The 17,135-nt window shown below is 44.2% G+C and carries 14 protein-coding genes; 13 read left to right on the top strand and 1 reads right to left on the bottom strand.

The annotated features are described in order from the left end of the window. The first annotated feature begins 125 nt into the window (after positions 1 to 125). The 4 genes from deoC (at position 126) to QR40_RS00945 (ending at position 3,371) form a co-directional block, all read left to right on the top strand. On the top strand, positions 126 to 776 hold the full coding sequence (gene deoC, locus QR40_RS00960; RefSeq protein ID WP_044293440.1) for a deoxyribose-phosphate aldolase: 651 nt from the start codon (positions 126 to 128) through the stop codon (positions 774 to 776). Between the two features lie 18 nt (positions 777 to 794). Next, a complete protein-coding gene (locus QR40_RS00955) occupies positions 795 to 1,859 on the top strand; it encodes a galactitol-1-phosphate 5-dehydrogenase (protein WP_044292953.1) in 1,065 nt (354 codons plus the stop codon). Between the two features lie 100 nt (positions 1,860 to 1,959). Beyond that, a complete protein-coding gene (locus tag QR40_RS00950; RefSeq protein ID WP_027293728.1) occupies positions 1,960 to 2,235 on the top strand; it encodes a BMC domain-containing protein in 276 nt (91 codons plus the stop codon). A gap of 167 nt (positions 2,236 to 2,402) precedes the next feature. After that, a complete protein-coding gene (locus tag QR40_RS00945; RefSeq protein WP_160295753.1) occupies positions 2,403 to 3,371 on the top strand; it encodes a sugar-binding transcriptional regulator in 969 nt (322 codons plus the stop codon). A gap of 85 nt (positions 3,372 to 3,456) precedes the next feature. Here QR40_RS00945 and dnaK read toward each other — a convergent pair whose 3' ends face one another. Further along, a complete protein-coding gene (gene dnaK / locus QR40_RS00940) occupies positions 3,457 to 5,199 on the bottom strand; it encodes a molecular chaperone DnaK (RefSeq protein ID WP_044289311.1) in 1,743 nt (580 codons plus the stop codon). A 354-nt stretch (positions 5,200 to 5,553) separates the two neighbouring features. Here dnaK and QR40_RS00935 point away from each other — a divergent pair, with 354 nt between their 5' ends. The 9 genes from QR40_RS00935 (at position 5,554) to QR40_RS00895 (ending at position 17,111) form a co-directional block, all read left to right on the top strand. Beyond that, positions 5,554 to 6,240, top strand: a complete 687-nt coding sequence (locus tag QR40_RS00935) for an ABC transporter ATP-binding protein (protein WP_044293438.1) — start codon at positions 5,554 to 5,556, stop codon at positions 6,238 to 6,240. A 42-nt stretch (positions 6,241 to 6,282) separates the two neighbouring features. Next, on the top strand, positions 6,283 to 8,157 hold the full coding sequence (locus QR40_RS00930) for an efflux RND transporter periplasmic adaptor subunit (RefSeq protein ID WP_052430644.1): 1,875 nt from the start codon (positions 6,283 to 6,285) through the stop codon (positions 8,155 to 8,157). Between the two features lie 112 nt (positions 8,158 to 8,269). After that, positions 8,270 to 9,505 (top strand): ABC transporter permease, encoded by a 1,236-nt coding sequence (locus QR40_RS00925; protein WP_027293731.1) that lies wholly within the window; start codon positions 8,270 to 8,272, stop codon positions 9,503 to 9,505. A gap of 222 nt (positions 9,506 to 9,727) precedes the next feature. After that, positions 9,728 to 10,762, top strand: a complete 1,035-nt coding sequence (locus QR40_RS00920; RefSeq protein WP_044292952.1) for a substrate-binding domain-containing protein — start codon at positions 9,728 to 9,730, stop codon at positions 10,760 to 10,762. Positions 10,763 to 10,828: 66 nt separating this feature from the next. Further along, entirely contained in the window at positions 10,829 to 11,968 is a 1,140-nt protein-coding gene (locus QR40_RS00915) for a DUF4432 family protein (protein ID WP_052430643.1), read from the top strand. After that, the gene (locus tag QR40_RS00910) at positions 11,910 to 13,400 is read left to right on the top strand and encodes an FGGY-family carbohydrate kinase (protein ID WP_044292951.1); all 1,491 of its coding nucleotides are present in this window, start codon (positions 11,910 to 11,912) and stop codon (positions 13,398 to 13,400) included. The genes QR40_RS00915 and QR40_RS00910 overlap by 59 nt, the downstream gene beginning before the upstream one ends. Next, positions 13,397 to 14,419: an amidohydrolase family protein gene (locus QR40_RS00905; protein WP_044292949.1), complete on the top strand. Its 1,023-nt coding sequence runs from the start codon at positions 13,397 to 13,399 to the stop codon at positions 14,417 to 14,419. The genes QR40_RS00910 and QR40_RS00905 overlap by 4 nt, the downstream gene beginning before the upstream one ends. 70 nt (positions 14,420 to 14,489) lie before the next feature. Then, positions 14,490 to 15,527 (top strand): ABC transporter permease, encoded by a 1,038-nt coding sequence (locus tag QR40_RS00900; RefSeq protein ID WP_044292947.1) that lies wholly within the window; start codon positions 14,490 to 14,492, stop codon positions 15,525 to 15,527. 90 nt (positions 15,528 to 15,617) lie between these two features. Next, positions 15,618 to 17,111: a sugar ABC transporter ATP-binding protein gene (locus QR40_RS00895; protein WP_027293736.1), complete on the top strand. Its 1,494-nt coding sequence runs from the start codon at positions 15,618 to 15,620 to the stop codon at positions 17,109 to 17,111. The last annotated feature ends 24 nt before the right edge of the window (positions 17,112 to 17,135 follow it).

Genomic DNA, 17,135 nt, shown 5'->3' with positions numbered 1-17,135 from the left:
TATTAGGAAGAGAGGACATACATATGGAAATGGAACAGTTGGTTGCAAAAATTGCAGATGAGATTTTAAGAAAGCTGGAAAGCCAGGGAGGGCTGAAATCTTCCCCGTCCGGATCTATTGCAGGTATGATAGACCATACGCTGCTGAAACAGGATGCAAACGAAGAACAGATCAAAAAATTGTGTGAGGAAGCAAAAGATAATCATTTTTGCTCAGTGTGCGTAAATCCCGGATACGTTCCCCTTTGCTATGAAATGCTGAGAGGGACAGACGTAAAAGTATGTACCGTCATCGGATTCCCGCTGGGTGCCACTACAACGAAATCCAAAGTTTTTGAAGCGAATGAAGCCATCGAAAACGGAGCGAATGAAGTAGATATGGTGATTAATGTAGGGAAAGTGAAATCAGAAGACTGGAATTTTGTAAAAAAAGATATTTCAGATGTGGTTACTGCTGTACATGGAAGAGCAATTGTAAAAGTAATCCTGGAGACCTGCCTGCTCACGGAGGAAGAAATTGTACATGTATGCCAGATCTGTAAAACGGCAGGTGCAGATTTTGTAAAGACATCCACCGGATTTTCCACCGGAGGGGCTACCGCAGCTCACGTGGCACTTATGAGGAAAACGGTTGGGAATGAGATGGGCGTAAAAGCATCCGGCGGTGTAAAGAGTGCAGAAACAGCCAAAGAAATGATTTCGGCGGGAGCAACAAGGCTGGGTACCAGTTCCGGTATTGCAATCATAAATGGTTTGACCGGAAGCAGTAATTATTAAAGGAGAGGAGTGAAGGAAATGGCACAAAAAATGAGGGCTGTAAGATTGTTTGCACCAAAAGATATCCGTTGTGTGGAAGTAGATGTACCCCAGATTGAAAAGGATACCCAGGTTTTGATTAAGGTAAAAAGCTGTGGGGTATGCGGATCTGATATTCCCAGAGTTATGGTAAAGGGAACCTATCATTTTCCAACTACAATAGGGCATGAGTTTGCAGGACAGATTATAGCCTGCGGTGATAAGGTGAAAAACCAGCTGGATGTGGGGGACCGGGTATCGGTTATGCCGTTAATTCCATGTGGTGAATGCCAATACTGTAAAGTAGGGCAGTCACATCTCTGCGACACATATGACTACTATGGTTCCAGAAGAGACGGTGCAATGGCAGAATATATCGTGGTAGAGTCAGAAAACTGTCTCAAACTACCATCCGGAGTAGATTACGAAGAAGGTTCCTTTACGGATCCCGTATCGGTAGGACTGCATGCAGTGCGGAAAACAAAAATAGAAGCTGGAAAATCGGCAGCAGTATTCGGGTTGGGAGCCATAGGCTTTATTACGGTTCAGTGGCTGAAATCCCTTGGATGCACAACGGTAATTGCTGTAGATGTATCCGATGACAAGCTCCGTCTGGCTAAGCGGCTTGGTGCCACAGCCGGTGTAAACGGAAAAGACCTGGACGCAGTAAAGGCAATTAAAGAGTTGACAGGAGGGGAAGGGGTAGATATTGCAATCGAATTTGCTGGTAGTAAATATACCCATGTACAGGCAGTAGCTTCCTGTAAGAAAAATGGCGAGGTCGTATACGGCGGTATCACTTATGATGATGTAACGTTCCCCAACAGTGTCATAGCATCTATATTAAGAGGGGAACTGACCATTCACGGAAGCTGGAACTCATCCATTAACCCGCTGCCGATTAACGAATGGAAAAGTGCCCTGGAATTTATACATACCGGACAGATGAACGTAGACCCGTTAATTACCCACAGGGTGCGCCTGGAAGATTGTAAAGAAGTATTTGATATGATGTTTAACCGAACAGAGGTATTTACGAAAGTACTCTTTAAACCGGAGTTGTAACGGGTGGACGGTACATTATGCAGAAAGCATTTTTAAGAAACATCAGGAGCGGGAAATTTGAGATATTTAATAAATAGAAACCAAGCAGGAGGATAAGTAAATGACACAGGAAGCGTTAGGATTAGTAGAAACAAGAGGTCTGGTAGCGGCAATTGAAGCAGCTGATTCGATGGTAAAAGCTGCAGATGTAACATTGGTGGGATCAGAGAAAATCGGATCCGGATTAGTTACGATCATGGTACGGGGAGATGTGGGAGCGGTGAAAGCTGCAACTGAAGTGGGAGCTCAGGCAGCAGGAAAGCTGGGGGAACTGGTTGCGGTACATGTGATACCAAGACCTCATGGTGATGTGGAAAAGATATTGCCCCAGGCATAAATTCCAGACAATATAAGATAAGGACAAAAGGCAGGGTCTTGAGATGGAAAGCCCTGTCTTTCTTATTGTTCATTATTGGATATAAAACAGAACTATGTTATAATACCTAAATAATATCCAAATACTGTCCTTTTATATAAAATAGGGAGATGATTGTCGGGAGGAGAATGATGATGAATGATTATAAGAAGATAGAGCTTTTGGTTCAGGTTGCTAAACTCTATTATGAAAACGACTATAGCCAGGAGATGGTGGCAAAGAAGTTAAGTTTGTCCAGACCATACATATCGAAACTTTTGAATGAAGCGAAAGAGGTGGGCATTGTTCGCGTCCAGGTGATTGACCCTATGAGCGTAGAGAGCAAGCTGGAGCAGAAATTCAGGAATAAATTCAATTTGAAGAAAGTGATTATAACGCCATCGAATGCCGATGAGAATCCGTTGTCCCGCATTGGGATGGAAATGGCAAGATATCTGAACAGTATTATAAAAAATGGTGATATTCTGGGGCTTTCCTGGGGCGATACCTTATTTGAGTGCTCTAAATCCCTGATTGGAAGAGAAGACCTGGAAAATGTAACAGCAGTGCTTCTTTGCGGCGGTATCAGTAATTTAAAGAAAAATATCTATTCTACGGAAATTGCAAATAATTTTGCCAACAAGTTAAGAGCCTCATCTTATGTATTGCCCCTTCCGGCAGTGGTGGATAATAAAAAAATGAAGGATATTATCCAGCGGGATCACAATATGGGAAAAGTACTCCAATATGGATATGATGCCAACATTGCAGTTTTCACAATGGGGGCATTTGGGTTGAAAAGTGCAATTGTACGTGCAGGCTACTTAAGTGACCGCACAATGGAAGAACTCTCACAAAAAGGTGCGGTAGGGGATATCTGTTCCCATATTATTGACATTAACGGGAATATCTGTGATATGGAATTAGACGAAAGAACGATCGCAGTGCCTCTGGATGTAATCAGGCAAAAAGAATACCGCATTGGTGTAGCACAGGGAACCAGTAAAATCGATTCCATCTGTGGAGCATTAAATGGCGGGCTGATAAATGTATTAATTACGAATGAAGAGACAGCAGAATTAGTTTGGAATAAAATTGAGAAGATGGAATGTGATTAAGGAAGTGTTAAGCGTAGCGGCACGCGGGCATTCACCAGGAAATACTGATGCATTTTCTGGTGAATGCCCCCATAAACTGTTTGTGCTACCCTACCATATCAATGGAACGCTGAAGAGCATCCGCGGATGCTTTAATTTCATCCGTTTCCACATCTGAGATGGTTTCCGGTTTTGCTTTTTTCAATAGTTTCCTTAGATTTGCGATATCATTTTTCAAGAAATTCTTTTGATCTTTTGTCAATTCTTTTTTTCGTTCGGATAAAAGCTGTTCTGCTTTGATAATCATTCCCTGGGCATCATTTATTGTATCCAGTGAGCCTTTACGCCTGGAATCCTGGGATTCGTACTGCTGGGCATCCTGAATTGCTTTTTCAATATCGGCTTCTGACAGGTTGGAAGCCGCAGTAATAGTGATATCCTGAGCTTTTCCGGTTCCCAGATCTTTGGCAGAGACATGTACAATGCCGTTGGTATCTATATCAAAGGTAACTTCAATCTGTGGCCCTCCTGCCATGGCACGTTTTATACCGCTTAAACGGAATTTGCCAAGACTTTTGTTATCTCTGGCGAATTGTCGCTCTCCCTGAAGAACATGTATGTCGACAGAAGTCTGGAAGTTTCCGGCGGTGGTAAAAATTTTGGATTCCCTTCTGGGGATGGTTGCATTTTTGGGAATCAGTACGTTACATACTCCGCCCACTGTTTCTATGGACAGGGAAAGGGGCGTGACGTCAAGCAGGAGGATTTCGTTCAGGCCTGCGTCCCCAGCCAGTTTTCCACCCTGGATAGAAGCACCCAGTGCAACGCATTCGTCCGGATTTAAATTCTTGCTCAGATCGTGGCGGGTCAGCATTTTTACTTTTTCCTGTACAGCCGGAATACGTGTAGAACCGCCAACCAGAAGTACCCTGCCAAGCTCAGAGGTGGAAATTCCTGCATCATTTAAGGCAGTCTGGACAGGGAGGGCAGTACGTTCCACCAGGTCACTGGTCAGTTCCTCAAATTTTGCTCTGGTCAGGTTCATATCCAGATGTACCGGACCGGAACGGGTAGTACTGATAAAAGGAAGATTGATATTCACGGTAGTAGCTGCAGATAATTCTCTCTTGGCCTTTTCGGCTTCTTCCCGGATACGGTTCATGGCAACATTGTCTTTCGTCAGGTTGATACCTTCCTGCTTTTTGAATTCACTGATCAGGTAATCGCAGATGCGTTTATCGAAATCATCACCACCCAGCTGATTATCCCCGGCAGTTGCAAGCACTTCCACAACACCCTCACCGATCTCAATCACGGACACGTCAAAAGTTCCGCCGCCCAGATCATAGATCAGAATTTTCTGAGGTGCGAAATTGTCAAGGCCGTAAGCCAGAGCAGCTGAAGTCGGTTCATTAATGATACGCTGAACATTAAGGCCTGCTATCCTTCCGGCATCTTTGGTAGCCTGTCTCTGTGAATCGCTGAAATAGGCGGGAACCGTGATAACTGCATCGGTAACTGTTTCACCAAGGTAACTCTCAGCATCTGTTTTTAATTTTTTCAGAATCATAGCGGAGATTTCCGGTGGAGAATATTTTTTGCCATTTATTTTTACTGTATAGTCAGAACCCATGTGCCGCTTTATGGAAAAAATAGTATTATCCGGATTAGTCACAGCCTGACGCTTAGCCGGTTCGCCAATAAGGCGGTCACCATTTTTGGTAAAAGCCACAATAGATGGAGTTGTCCGAAATCCTTCTGCATTTGCAATTACGACAGGCTGGCCCCCTTCCATAACAGCCACACAGCTGTTCGTCGTACCTAAATCAATGCCAATAATTTTACTCATTTTCATATACCTCTTTCTCATCTCATCTTTTCTTTTTGATACAACCCCATTTCGACAGATGCCGACACAGCCGGGGCGTCTTTTCTACAAATAGCATATTGGATAAATGTGACACCTTTATGTATGGTTTCTAAAGAAAGTAAAAATAATTACCCTATCATTTTATGAATTGTTTATATTTACAATATTTTTAGAAGTTTAATGAAAGTTTAATGAAAAGTTAACTTTTATTTGTATAGCAAAACGACGTTATATATGATATAGTTCTTTGTGAATCAAAATAATTGATGACTATGGAAAAGTGTTATGTGTGATCACGTATCCATTATGGAAATGCGGAAAGGAGCAGAATACATGGCGTCGTTAATTCAGGTAAAGGATTTGAGTAAGATATACAATCCGGGAGAGAATGAAGTGCGTGCCCTGGATCATGTCAGCCTGGAAATCAATACAGGTGAGTTTGTAGCGATTATCGGTCAGTCAGGTTCCGGAAAATCTACGCTGATGAATATGCTGGGATGTCTGGATGTGCCCACATCCGGAGAATATTATTTAAATGGTGTGGATGTATCAACGATGAAAGATAATGAGCTGGCGGCGGTAAGAAACCGGGAGATCGGTTTTATCTTTCAGGGATTTAATCTGATTGCCAATCTGACTGCGGTGGAGAATGTGGAACTTCCACTGATATACCGGGGAGTTGACATGAGGGAAAGAAAGAAGCTGGCAATAGAATCACTAAAGATGGTGGGGCTGGAAAAGCGCATGCACCACAAACCTACTGAAATGTCGGGAGGACAGCAGCAGAGAGTAGCAATTGCCAGGGCAATCGCAGCAAAACCACCGGTTATTCTGGCGGATGAACCTACCGGTAACCTGGATTCTGCATCCAGTAAAGAAATACTGGGAATATTGAAAAATTTACATAAAGATGGAAGAAGCGTCATATTGATTACACACGATAATGGAATCGCAGACCAGGCACGACGGGTTGTGCGGATTATGGATGGGAAGATAGAATCAGATACAATGAATGAGTGAGTCAATAGTCACGGGTAGTCAAATAAGATGGAGGAGATCATTATGAAAAAGAAACATAAAAAATTACCTTTTATTATTGCAGGCGTCGTCGTAGTGGCGGGCGTCGGTTTTTTTGCCCTCAGAGGGCAGGGAACCCAGACGGTGAATACACAGGCCGTAGCAGTAGTACCGGTAACTACCGGAGATGTGCAGGAATATGTAGATACCAGTGGAACGGTTGAGAGCCGTACTAAGAAAACCTTTTTCTCACCGGTCAATGCAACCATAAAGAATCTGAATTTTCAGCGTGGAGATTCTGTGAAAGCAGGTGATATGCTGATTACTTTTGATTTGGAAAATCTGGAAAAGGACAATAAAAAAGCAGAATTAAATGTGTTATCCGGCAAATACGGATATCAGGATACGATAAATAAATCGAATAAAGCTGCGAACGATAAAGCAGATGCAGCCAGCCAGGTAAACAGTCTGCAGGCACAGGTGGATCAGTGGAAACAGAGAGTTACGGATTTAAACCGTGCCATCGCACAGAAGACGAAAGATGCCCAGGCTGAAGTAATCCAAAAGCAGTCGGAAGCTGCGGCACAGGCTGAATCTGAGGCTAAAGCCCAGGCAGAGGCAGCCAAAGCAGAGATCAAAGCAGAGACAGATAAATTAAAGGACAAAATCGAAAAATTAACCAAGAAGAAAGCAGAATATACCGTAAAATTAAATGCGGCGGTTCAGACTTTAACACAGCTTCAGGGACAGTTGAACGATGCAAAATTCCAACAGGGCATCCTGCAGCAGAGCTATGATGAAGCAAGCGGTTTAGGGGATGCGGCAAAGATTGAAACGGCAAGCCAGGCATTAAAAGCCCAGATGGCAGTTGTACATGAGCTGGAGGACAACAAGGTACCTGCCGCTCAGGCAAAGGCAGATGAGCTGAATGCGAAGATTGCACAGGATTTCGACAATCCGATAGCGGAATACCAGGCACAGATTCAGAAATTGTCATCTCCTGAGAGCAGCACCCAGGTGGGGACGCAGGGAGGGACCGGAGGAACAGATCTGTCCGGAAACGGCATGAGCCAGACAGGAGAGGCAGATACTACGGATCTTCAGATGGAACTTCAGGATGCCCAGTCAACGCTGGCTGAATTACAGTCGGATCTGGCATCTAAAAAGGCGATTGCAGAAGCAGATGGGGCAACTTTATCAGATGAATCCAAAGCGCAGATGGAAGTAAATAATAACCTCCAGGAACTGGAGAGTAAAACATTAGAAGAACTAATTATAAAGGGAAAACAGGGCATTACCGCAGAATTCAGCGGAGTTATTTCTGATAGTAAGGTTGCACAGGGAGGTATGGTTACACAGGGTGGTGAAATGTTTACGCTTCAGAGTACCCAGGATGTAGATGTAAACATCTCACTTTCCAAATATGATTTTGAAAAAGTCCAGAAGGGACAAAAAGCAACCGTTAAGATTGGAGCAAAAGAATACAAAGGTACTGTGAGTAAGATCAGTCATATCGCAATTCCAAATGAAAAGGGAACGCCGATCATCAGTGCGGCAGTATCCATTGACAATCCGGATGAAGATATTTTTCTGGGTGTAGAAGCAAAGGTATCGATTCAGGCGGCGGAAGCGAAACAGGTTCCGATTGTTCCTGTTGAGGTAGTCAATACCGGAAACGATGGTTCATTCTGCTATATCGTAAAAGATGGTGTAGTGGCGAAGCAGATTGTTGAGACAGGTGTGTCCTCAGACAGTTATATTGAAATCAAATCCGGACTGGAGCCCGGAGACCAGATAATTCCGGATATCGGAATGTATCAGGAAGGAAGCCCGGTTGTGCCAATGGATGAAAACAGCATGAATGCAGGAACAGGAAGTGCCGGCGGTTCGGAAGGCGTAGCAGTTCAGGCAGAATCATAAGAACAGCAGATATTTGCAAAGTTTGAAAGGAAATCGCTTTCAAACTACTGATTAAGGAATAGCACAAGACAGCTTGCGCTATTCGGGAGTAAAAAATGAAAGGGGCACATATATGAGTAGTTTGCTTGAATATTTTAAAATGGCAATAAAAAGTATTGTTGCAAATAAAGGCCGTTCTTTCCTGACTATGCTGGGTATCATTATTGGTATTGCTTCTGTTATTGCAATTATGTCAGTGGGTGCCGGAACTACGGAGTCCATGACAGCGGAAGCAAACGATGTGGGAGGCGGACAGATCTATGTATCCTGTAGTGAAGATGCAGTAAATGCCAATCAGATGATCACAGCGGCTGATATGGAAGCTATTACTTCGAAAGTAAAAGGTGTGGAAGGTGTTACGCCGGCTTCCGGAAGCAGTGGAACTACGGTAACCGGAAAAGGTGAATTTCAGCTGAGTCTCAGTGCAGGAACACAGATGCTGCAGAGAATGAGCAACTTTACGATGAAAAGAGGAAAATATTTCACGGATGCAGATGTACAGGAAGGAAAGAACGTCTGCGTTCTGACCGACACAGATGCCAAACGGTTATTTGGATCTGACGATGTAGTGGGAATGGATATTGATGTTACCATGGATGGTATGACATATGCATACCGTATCGTGGGAATCACCGGGGCAAAGGAAAATACAGCATTTGTAAGCTATAGTTACGAAGGGCAGCCGGTTACCCTTGATATTCCGTATACTTCACTGACAAATTATGGTTATGATCCGGAGCCATTTTACAGTATTTATGTATTTGCGGATAAGACGATGGATGCAAAACAAATTACAAATTCCGTAATTCACATACTGGAATCCAGGCATCAGAGTGCGGGAGAGGACTTCTACCGGGTTCAGAACTTTCAGGATGTGCTGCAGAGTATTAACAGTATGATGGGTATGGTTACAGCATTTATCTCATTTGTAGCAGCGATTTCATTGCTGGTAGGAGGAATTGGCGTTATGAATATTATGCTGGTTTCCGTTACGGAACGTACCAGGGAAATCGGTATCCGAAAATCTCTGGGAGCCAAGACGTCTTCTATTATGGTACAATTCCTGGCTGAATCAGCAATTATTACAGCACTGGGCGGAGTGATCGGCATCATTTTAGGGGTAATAGCAGCTTTTGGTATCTGCAGTATTATGACTGTTTCCTTAGGAAGTACCATCAGCCCGGGAATTAGTGCAGGAACAATTCTGGGGGCAACGTTTTTTGCCTGTGCAGTTGGTATCTTCTTTGGAATTTATCCGGCTAGAAAAGCAGCGAAACTCAGCCCGATTGAAGCATTGAGAAGAAATTAGTATAATTAATAAATGCAATATGCAGCAGAGGAACGTAGATATTAGATATCGGTTCCTCTGCTTTTCTTTACGTGATCCCTGCGCTTTCCATCACCTCCGGTATATTGTTTATATCTCTATAATTTCCTCCTGCCGGAGGATGTTTTGTCTTGACAAACCCCCTTTGGAATGCTATGATATAAGAAATTACACTCGAGTGCAAATAAAGGAGACGTGGGTTGTGTGTATGAGAAACCGATAACATTAAAAGATGTAGCAGAGAAGTCGAAGTTTTCCCTTCGGACGGTCAAAAAAGTTTTATCCGGTGATGAGACGGTGAGACCGGAGACAAAGGAACATATTTTACTGGTAGCCAAGGAACTGGGGTATCGCAAGAACCGGATGGCAAGTGTTCTGGCTACAAATAAGGTGCATAATATCGCTATTGTAATCGGCGATTTTAAGTACTTCTTTCCTGAGGCGAAAGCTGGTTTTGGGAAGTGTTACCGGGAATACCGGGAACTGAAGATTGGTATTGAGTTTTTTACGCCCGCCAATGAATCAGTTCTGGCTTCCAGGGAGCTTTTACAGGAGTTGCAGGATAATGACAATATTGATGCAGTGATTATGCATGCCTGCAGCATGAGCGGTCTGAACCGGGAGATCAATGCCCTGGTTAAAAAAGGAAAGCCGGTATTTACTTTTGGGGCGGATGCTCCCTCCAGTGACCGCATCTGTTACGTAGGACCCAAAGCTTATGAATCAGGCAGGATTGCGGCGCAGATCATGGTGAATTATATTGGGAAAAAGGGAAATGTTTTTATCGTTAACCAAAGTATAGAAGAGATGCAGACGGTAGAACGTAACCGGGGATTTATGGATTATATAATGGAATATTGTCCAGGGGTGAAAGTGCAGCAGATTACGGTACAGAAAAATGAAAAAGAGTATTACGACAAGGTACGCAGGCTGATAGAAACCCAGCAGGTTTCGGGGATTCTGGGGGCAGATGCGGATTGCTATATTGTTGGAAATGTTCTGAGGGATCTTAAGAACCGGGATATTACTGCTATGGGTTTTGACTTGTCAGATGACACAGAACAGCTATTGAAAGAGGACTATTTTAAAGTGGTGCTCAGTCAGAATCCGGATAAACAGGCTTATAAAGTATTGCAGAAAATGTGTGATTATATTTCTTATGGGGTAAAAGTTAAGAAAAATATCTATACAGATGTATCAATTATTACTAGTGAGTGTTTGCGGTATAGAGAAGAGTAACGAAGAATTTTCGGTTACTCTTTCCTTTAACAAACATAGTGCACTCGAGTGCACGAAGGAGGAAAGATGTATCAGTCAGTGGAAAGCTATCGGAACCAGCGAAATTATAACTGCAGGATCCGGGAAGTAGTGTATCAGGGGGTCAGGCAGGTTAATCTGGAAAATGAATACCTGCATATTGGGGTTCTGGCAGGGAAAGGCAGTGATATCTTTGAATTTGTTTATAAACCGATGGATTTGGATTTTATGTGGCATTCTTTTCATGGGGTAAAGAATCCGCAGACTTTTGTAACGACCAAGAACAGCAGATATGGAAGATTTTTAGATTTATACGAAGGCGGGTGGCAGGAGTTATTTCCCAACTACGGGGCGGCAAGTACCTATATGAATGCAGAACTTGGTATCCACGGTGAGGTCTGTGTAGCACAGTGGGATTACCAGATTGAAAAAGATACCGAGGAAGAGATAACGGTGAAATTTGAGATCCGCACTGCGAAGACGCCGTTCTATCTGGAAAAATGGATGACCTTAAAAAGCGGTGACCCTACTCTTTATATACGTGAGCGGGTCACTAATGAAGGTGCGGTGCCACTGCAGTTTATGTGGGGACATCATCCTGCTCTGGGTGCACCGTTTCTGGATGGGAACTGCGAGATTATTATAAATGGTGACTGTAAGGTACATACTTTAAATATACAGAGTGCATTGCCGGCAAACAGGCAGATGGACTGGCCGGTGGTAAAAGATGTTAACGGAAATGAGTTGGATTTATCCAGAGTGCGTAATCCGGGAGAAAAGAAGTATCTGGAATATGGGATTTCCGGAATAGAAGACAGCCGGTATTGCGTTTGGAACCATGGATTGCACATTGGATTTGGAATGGAGTGGGAGAAAGATATGTTTCCGTATCTCTGGATCTGGGAGCCGAATTGTGCGGCACAGGGGTATCCCTGGTATGGAAGAAACTATACCCTGGGCTGTGAACCCTGGTCGGTGCTGGCGGAGAGCATGGAGGAAGTGGAAAGAGAAGATGCGGGAATTAAAATAGAAGCCGGAATGAGTATTGAGACTCATCTAAAAGCTTATGTGTGTCTCGAGTATCATTCAGGCGCACCCTTGAAAATCGAAAGGAATGAGGTGTGGCAGCATGTTTGTGATTGGACTGGATGTGGGGACGACTGGGACAAAGGCTCTGCTGATAGATGAAAACGGGAAGCAGCAGGGCAGAGGATATCAGGGCTACAAGACGATTCCGGGAGAGGGGGGCATCGTAGAACAAAGGGCAGAAGACTGGTGGGAGGCTTCCGTTAAGGCAGTTAAAGAAGCCTGTGCAGGGTGTGAAAAATCCCAGGTTGCGGCACTGGCGCTTTCTACTCAGGGAGCCAGTTCCCTGCTGGTGGATGCTGATTTCCATGCCATTGGAAATGCGGTTACCTGGATGGATAAAAGAGCTATGAAAGAGGTGGAGGAATTAGAAAAAAAGGCAGGCAAAGGGTATTATTATTCGAAAACAGGATGGGAATTAAGTGCCAGCCTGGATGCCTGTAAAATGCTTTGGCTGAAAAGAAATCGCAGGGAAGATGCAGAGCGGGCTTTAAAATTTATTTCCACCCTGGAATATATGAATTATCATTTGACAGGAAATGCGGTAATCGATCCTACCAATGCAGCAATCCGCCAGATGATGGATATACAGACCTGGAAGTGGGATGAAAAGATATTGGGGGATATCGGCATTTCGTCAGAGCTGCTTCCGGAAATAAAAAGGACAGGGGAATATCTGGGAACATTGACAGGGAATGCCGCTGTGGAATTAGGGCTGCCGGCTGAGGTAAAAGTATATAACGGAGCCCATGACCAGTACTGTTGTGCACTGGGGTCAGGCAGCGTGGAAAATGGGGATCTGCTCCTTGGTACAGGCACGGCATGGGCAGTGATGAGTATAACGGATAGACCCATGCTGACAAAATCAGGAATCTCACCTGCCAGACATGTTGTGCCGGGGCTGTGGGGAGCTTTATCATCCATTAGTGGCGGTGGTATTGTACTGGACTGGTGGAAAGACCAGATGGGGGGATTCACCTATGAAGCCTTAAATGACGGAGCTGTCCAAAAGTTAGGAAGAGAGGAAGAGCTTATGTTTTTCCCTTATCTCACGGGAGCAGGATGCCCTGTATGGGACGACAGGGCAAAAGGGACGCTGACTGGATTGGAATTAAAACACGACAAATTGGATGTGGCAGTGGCTGTGATGGAAGGAATTGTCTTTCATACGGCGATGCTCTTAGAGGATTACCGGGAAAATGGGGCACAGATTAACAGTCTGAGAGTAATGGGCGGTGCTTTAAACAGCAGAGTTTGGATGCTTATGCTGCAGGCAGTGCTGGATTGTGAGGTAATCCGGGTTACCCAGACGGATGCGGCTTGCGTAGGAGCGGCAATGATTGCCGCTGTAGAATACGGAATATATAAAGATTATCCTATGGCGGTAAGAACCATGGTTACTTACGAGCGTATGCCTGATGTATCCGTGAAGTTAAAGACATTTTACCGTAAGAAATACGAAGCTTACAAAAAAAACTGGATCATAGTCAGGGAAATCTATCATAGTACCGGGAAGAAGGGAGTGGCAATATGATCAATAAATGGTTTCATAAGACAGAGCTGGATATTGAATTTTATAACGAATATTTAGAAGAAAGGCTGCCTGAAAAAATAACAGATGTGCATGTGCATATGAATCTGGAAGAACATGTAAAAGGTGTAAGCAAGGAGCGGATTTCAATGGATTGGGCTTTGGAATGCGGGCTTCAGATGGAATATGAAGCGGCTCAGCATTATTATCAGACCATGTTTCCGGGTAAACAGATTTTATTGACGGCTTTCCCATTTCCCCTGGCAGAAGTGGATATACCTGCAAATAATGCATATTTATCAGGACTGGCGAAAACAGGAAAGATTGATGCCCTGATGAGTGTGAGGCCGGAGTGGACGGCACAGTACTGTGAAGAAATACTTGTGAATAATCCGTTTTTGGGATTTAAGCCGTATCCTTATCTGGCGTCTGCCATAAAAGGGGCTGATATCAGCATATATGATTTTATGCCGGAGAGTCAGCTTTCTGTTCTGGACAGGCATAAGAAGGCTTTAATGCTGCATCTTCCCAGAAAAGGAAGACTGCCGGCTCCTGACAACATACGGGAACTGCGTGAAATCAGACAGAAATTCCCGGATATACATATCATTCTTGCACATTTCGGACGGAGCTTTACAACGGAAATATTTAACCAGGGAATCACGGCGCTGGGGGAAGATTTAAAAGGGTTTTATTTTGATACGGCGGCGGTGGTAAATCCAGGGGTTCATCAGATGGCTATGGAGCGGCTGGACAGCAGGCAGATCTTATTCGGAACGGATTTTCCAATTATGACCTGGCATGGAATGCGGGAGTGGCATACGGATACACCCACCAATTATTGCAGAGAAAATTTTGGATGGAACAGGCATGAAAAAGGAGCAGAGGCAGAAGCGGAATTCACTTTTATCGCTTATGTACAGCTTAAGAATATGCTGGATGCCATAGGAAATGACCATATACGAAAAGAACAGATTTTCTACAAAAATGCGTTGGATGCGTTTCGAAAAGGAGGGAAGTGATTTTTACAGGATAAAACAATTTCTAATATTGGGGTAAGGTATGATTTTCAAAAAAGGAGGATATGAAAACATGGGTGTTACAGAAACGAAAGAAGGAAGTGTAAAATCAGAGGCAGTAGAAGGAAAGGCGCATACTGCTTCGGGAGTCAGGAAAAATACGCTGTGGAAGATACTGGAGATGAGAGAGCTTTCCATTGCAATTATACTTGCAATTATGGTGATTTTCCTGATGATCAGTACCAGTACTTTTGCAACCAGTGCCAACATCAGAGTCCTGATCCAGGGAATGAGTGTGGACATGATGATTGCCATTCCAATGGCTATCTCTCTTATTGCCGGTAATATTGATTTTTCCGTAGGGTCAACGCTGTGTCTTTCCAGCTACATCGGCTGTATGGCTATGGGAGCGGGGGCTCCTGCCTGGCTCGGTATTCTGGTGGGGCTTCTGGCCGGAGCAGTATTGGGAGCAATCAATGCAGTGATTATTAATCAGTTCAAGATTACACCTCTGATTGCAACTCTTGGAACCTGGATGGCATATCAGGGAATTGCACTGGTGCTGGCAGGGGGGAATACCGTTTCCAATCTTCCGGCAGCATTTAAAAGCTTTGGCAGGATGGAAGCAGGGGGCGTTCCGTTTACTATCATCTATATGGTAATTATCATTGTGGCAGGTATTTTTGTATTAAAGTACGTTAATTTTTTCCATGAAGCTTACTTTATCGGCAGCAATAAAAACTCCGCGCTGCTGGCGGGGATTCATACCAAAAAATTCATTTATATCAGCTATGCCCTGACAGGAGCAGTCGCTGCATTTGCAGGTATGACGCTGGCAGCCAGGCTTGGAAGCGTATCCCAGAACTCCGGAACCGGTCTGGAATTCAGAAATGTGGTGGCACTGCTGATTGGCGGTGTCTCCATGGACGGCGGCGAGGGCAGCCTGATAGGAGTGGTTCTTGGCGTAACCATTATGCAGGTTGTCAGCAACGCACTGGTATTGCTGGATATTAATGCAAGTTATACAAAGGTGATCCAGGGTGCCATTTTGATTATTGCAGTTGCGATTGACCAGCTGAATAAGCAGCGCAAATTAAAGGCAGCAGCGTGATGGGGAAAAAACGGGTTTGACAGACCGTAATGCCGTCAGCCTGAAAAAGCAGAACAGATGGCTGGCGGCGCTTAAGGAGGAGGAAGCAGTTTGGAAAATTTAATCGAATTACAAAATATATGTAAATTTTTCCCCGGAGTTAAAGCGCTGAATGATGTGAGCCTGTCTATTAAGAAAAACAGTGTGCACTGTATTATCGGAGAAAATGGGGCGGGAAAATCTACGCTGATGAAAATTATGTCCGGTGCCTATAAGAGAGATAAAGGGCTGATGGTCATGGATGGACAGGAGCTGAATCCCTCATATCCCGGGGATGCTTTAAAAGCAGGCATTGGTATTGTATATCAGGAACTTAATAATTTTTCACATCTGGATGTGGCGAGTAATCTTTTTATCGGACGCTTTCCAAAGAGAGGAAGATGTATTGATTACAAGACAATGTACAAAGAAGCGGAGAAACTGCTGGAGCGCTTCGGCCTGGGGCATATCAGGCCAACGGACAGTATGGACCACATCAGCCTGGGGGCGCAGCAGATGGTGGAGATTGCAAAGCTTTTGTCTATGAATGTAAAACTTATGATTTTGGATGAACCCACATCTGCATTGACGGATATGGAAGTAGAACTGCTGTATAAGCTGATTGACCAGGTAAAGGCGAAAGATGTTTCCATTGTTTATATTTCCCATAAACTGGATGAGGTGCTGCATCTGGCAGATGAAATATCGGTTTTAAAAGATGGTGAACATGTGGCAACATTTCCAAACAGTCCCGGACTGACCAAGGATGATCTGGTGCGGTATATGGTTGGCAGAGATGTGGCTTACGATTATGGGGTGGGAACTTCAAAGATACAGAATGAAATTCTGCGTGCTGAAAATCTATGCAGCGGATCAAAGGTAAAAAATGTGACGTTTGCCCTTAGAAGGGGAGAAATTCTGGGATTTGCAGGGTTGGAAGGGTCTGGACGTACCGAGGTGGTGGAGACGATCTTCGGTTGGAGAAAGAAAACCGGAGGAACCATCCAAATCGGCGGGAAGCAGGTTAAGATCACCAGCCCAATTGATGCCAAGAAAAACGGAATCGCTTACATTACAAAAGAGCGTAAGACGTTAGGGCTGTTTCTGGAACTGAGCAGCGAAGACAATATGAGTGCGGCAAACGGAAGAAAGTTTGTGAAAAAAGGACTTGTGGATTATAAACATATCACAAAGAATGCAAAAGAATACCAGCAGAAGATGCAGATTAAATTATCGGATGTGAAACAGAAGGTGGGGAATCTTTCAGGAGGGAACCAGCAGAAGGTGCTTTTGTCTATGTGGATGACGGCAAATCCCGATATCATTTTAATTGATGAACCTACCAGGGGGATTGATGTAGGTGCGAAGGCCGAAATACATATGCTGCTTCGGCGTCTTGTTGGAGAAGGAAAGGCAATTATCATGATCTCGTCGGAGATGCCGGAAATTATGGCAGCCTGCGACCGGGTACTGGTATTTCATGATGGAAGGATAACCGGGGAACTCTGCGGTAAAGAAGTGACGGAGAATGGCATGATGCGTCTGGCGTCCGGAATTACCGCTTAATAAAAACTATATAAAAGGGAAAAA

Origin of the sequence: Robinsoniella peoriensis (assembly GCF_000797495.1) — a bacterium.
GTDB lineage: Bacteria > Bacillota > Clostridia > Lachnospirales > Lachnospiraceae > Robinsoniella > Robinsoniella peoriensis.
The sequence above is the reverse complement of the archived record's forward strand: the minus strand, read 5'-3'. Positions and strand labels throughout refer to the sequence as shown.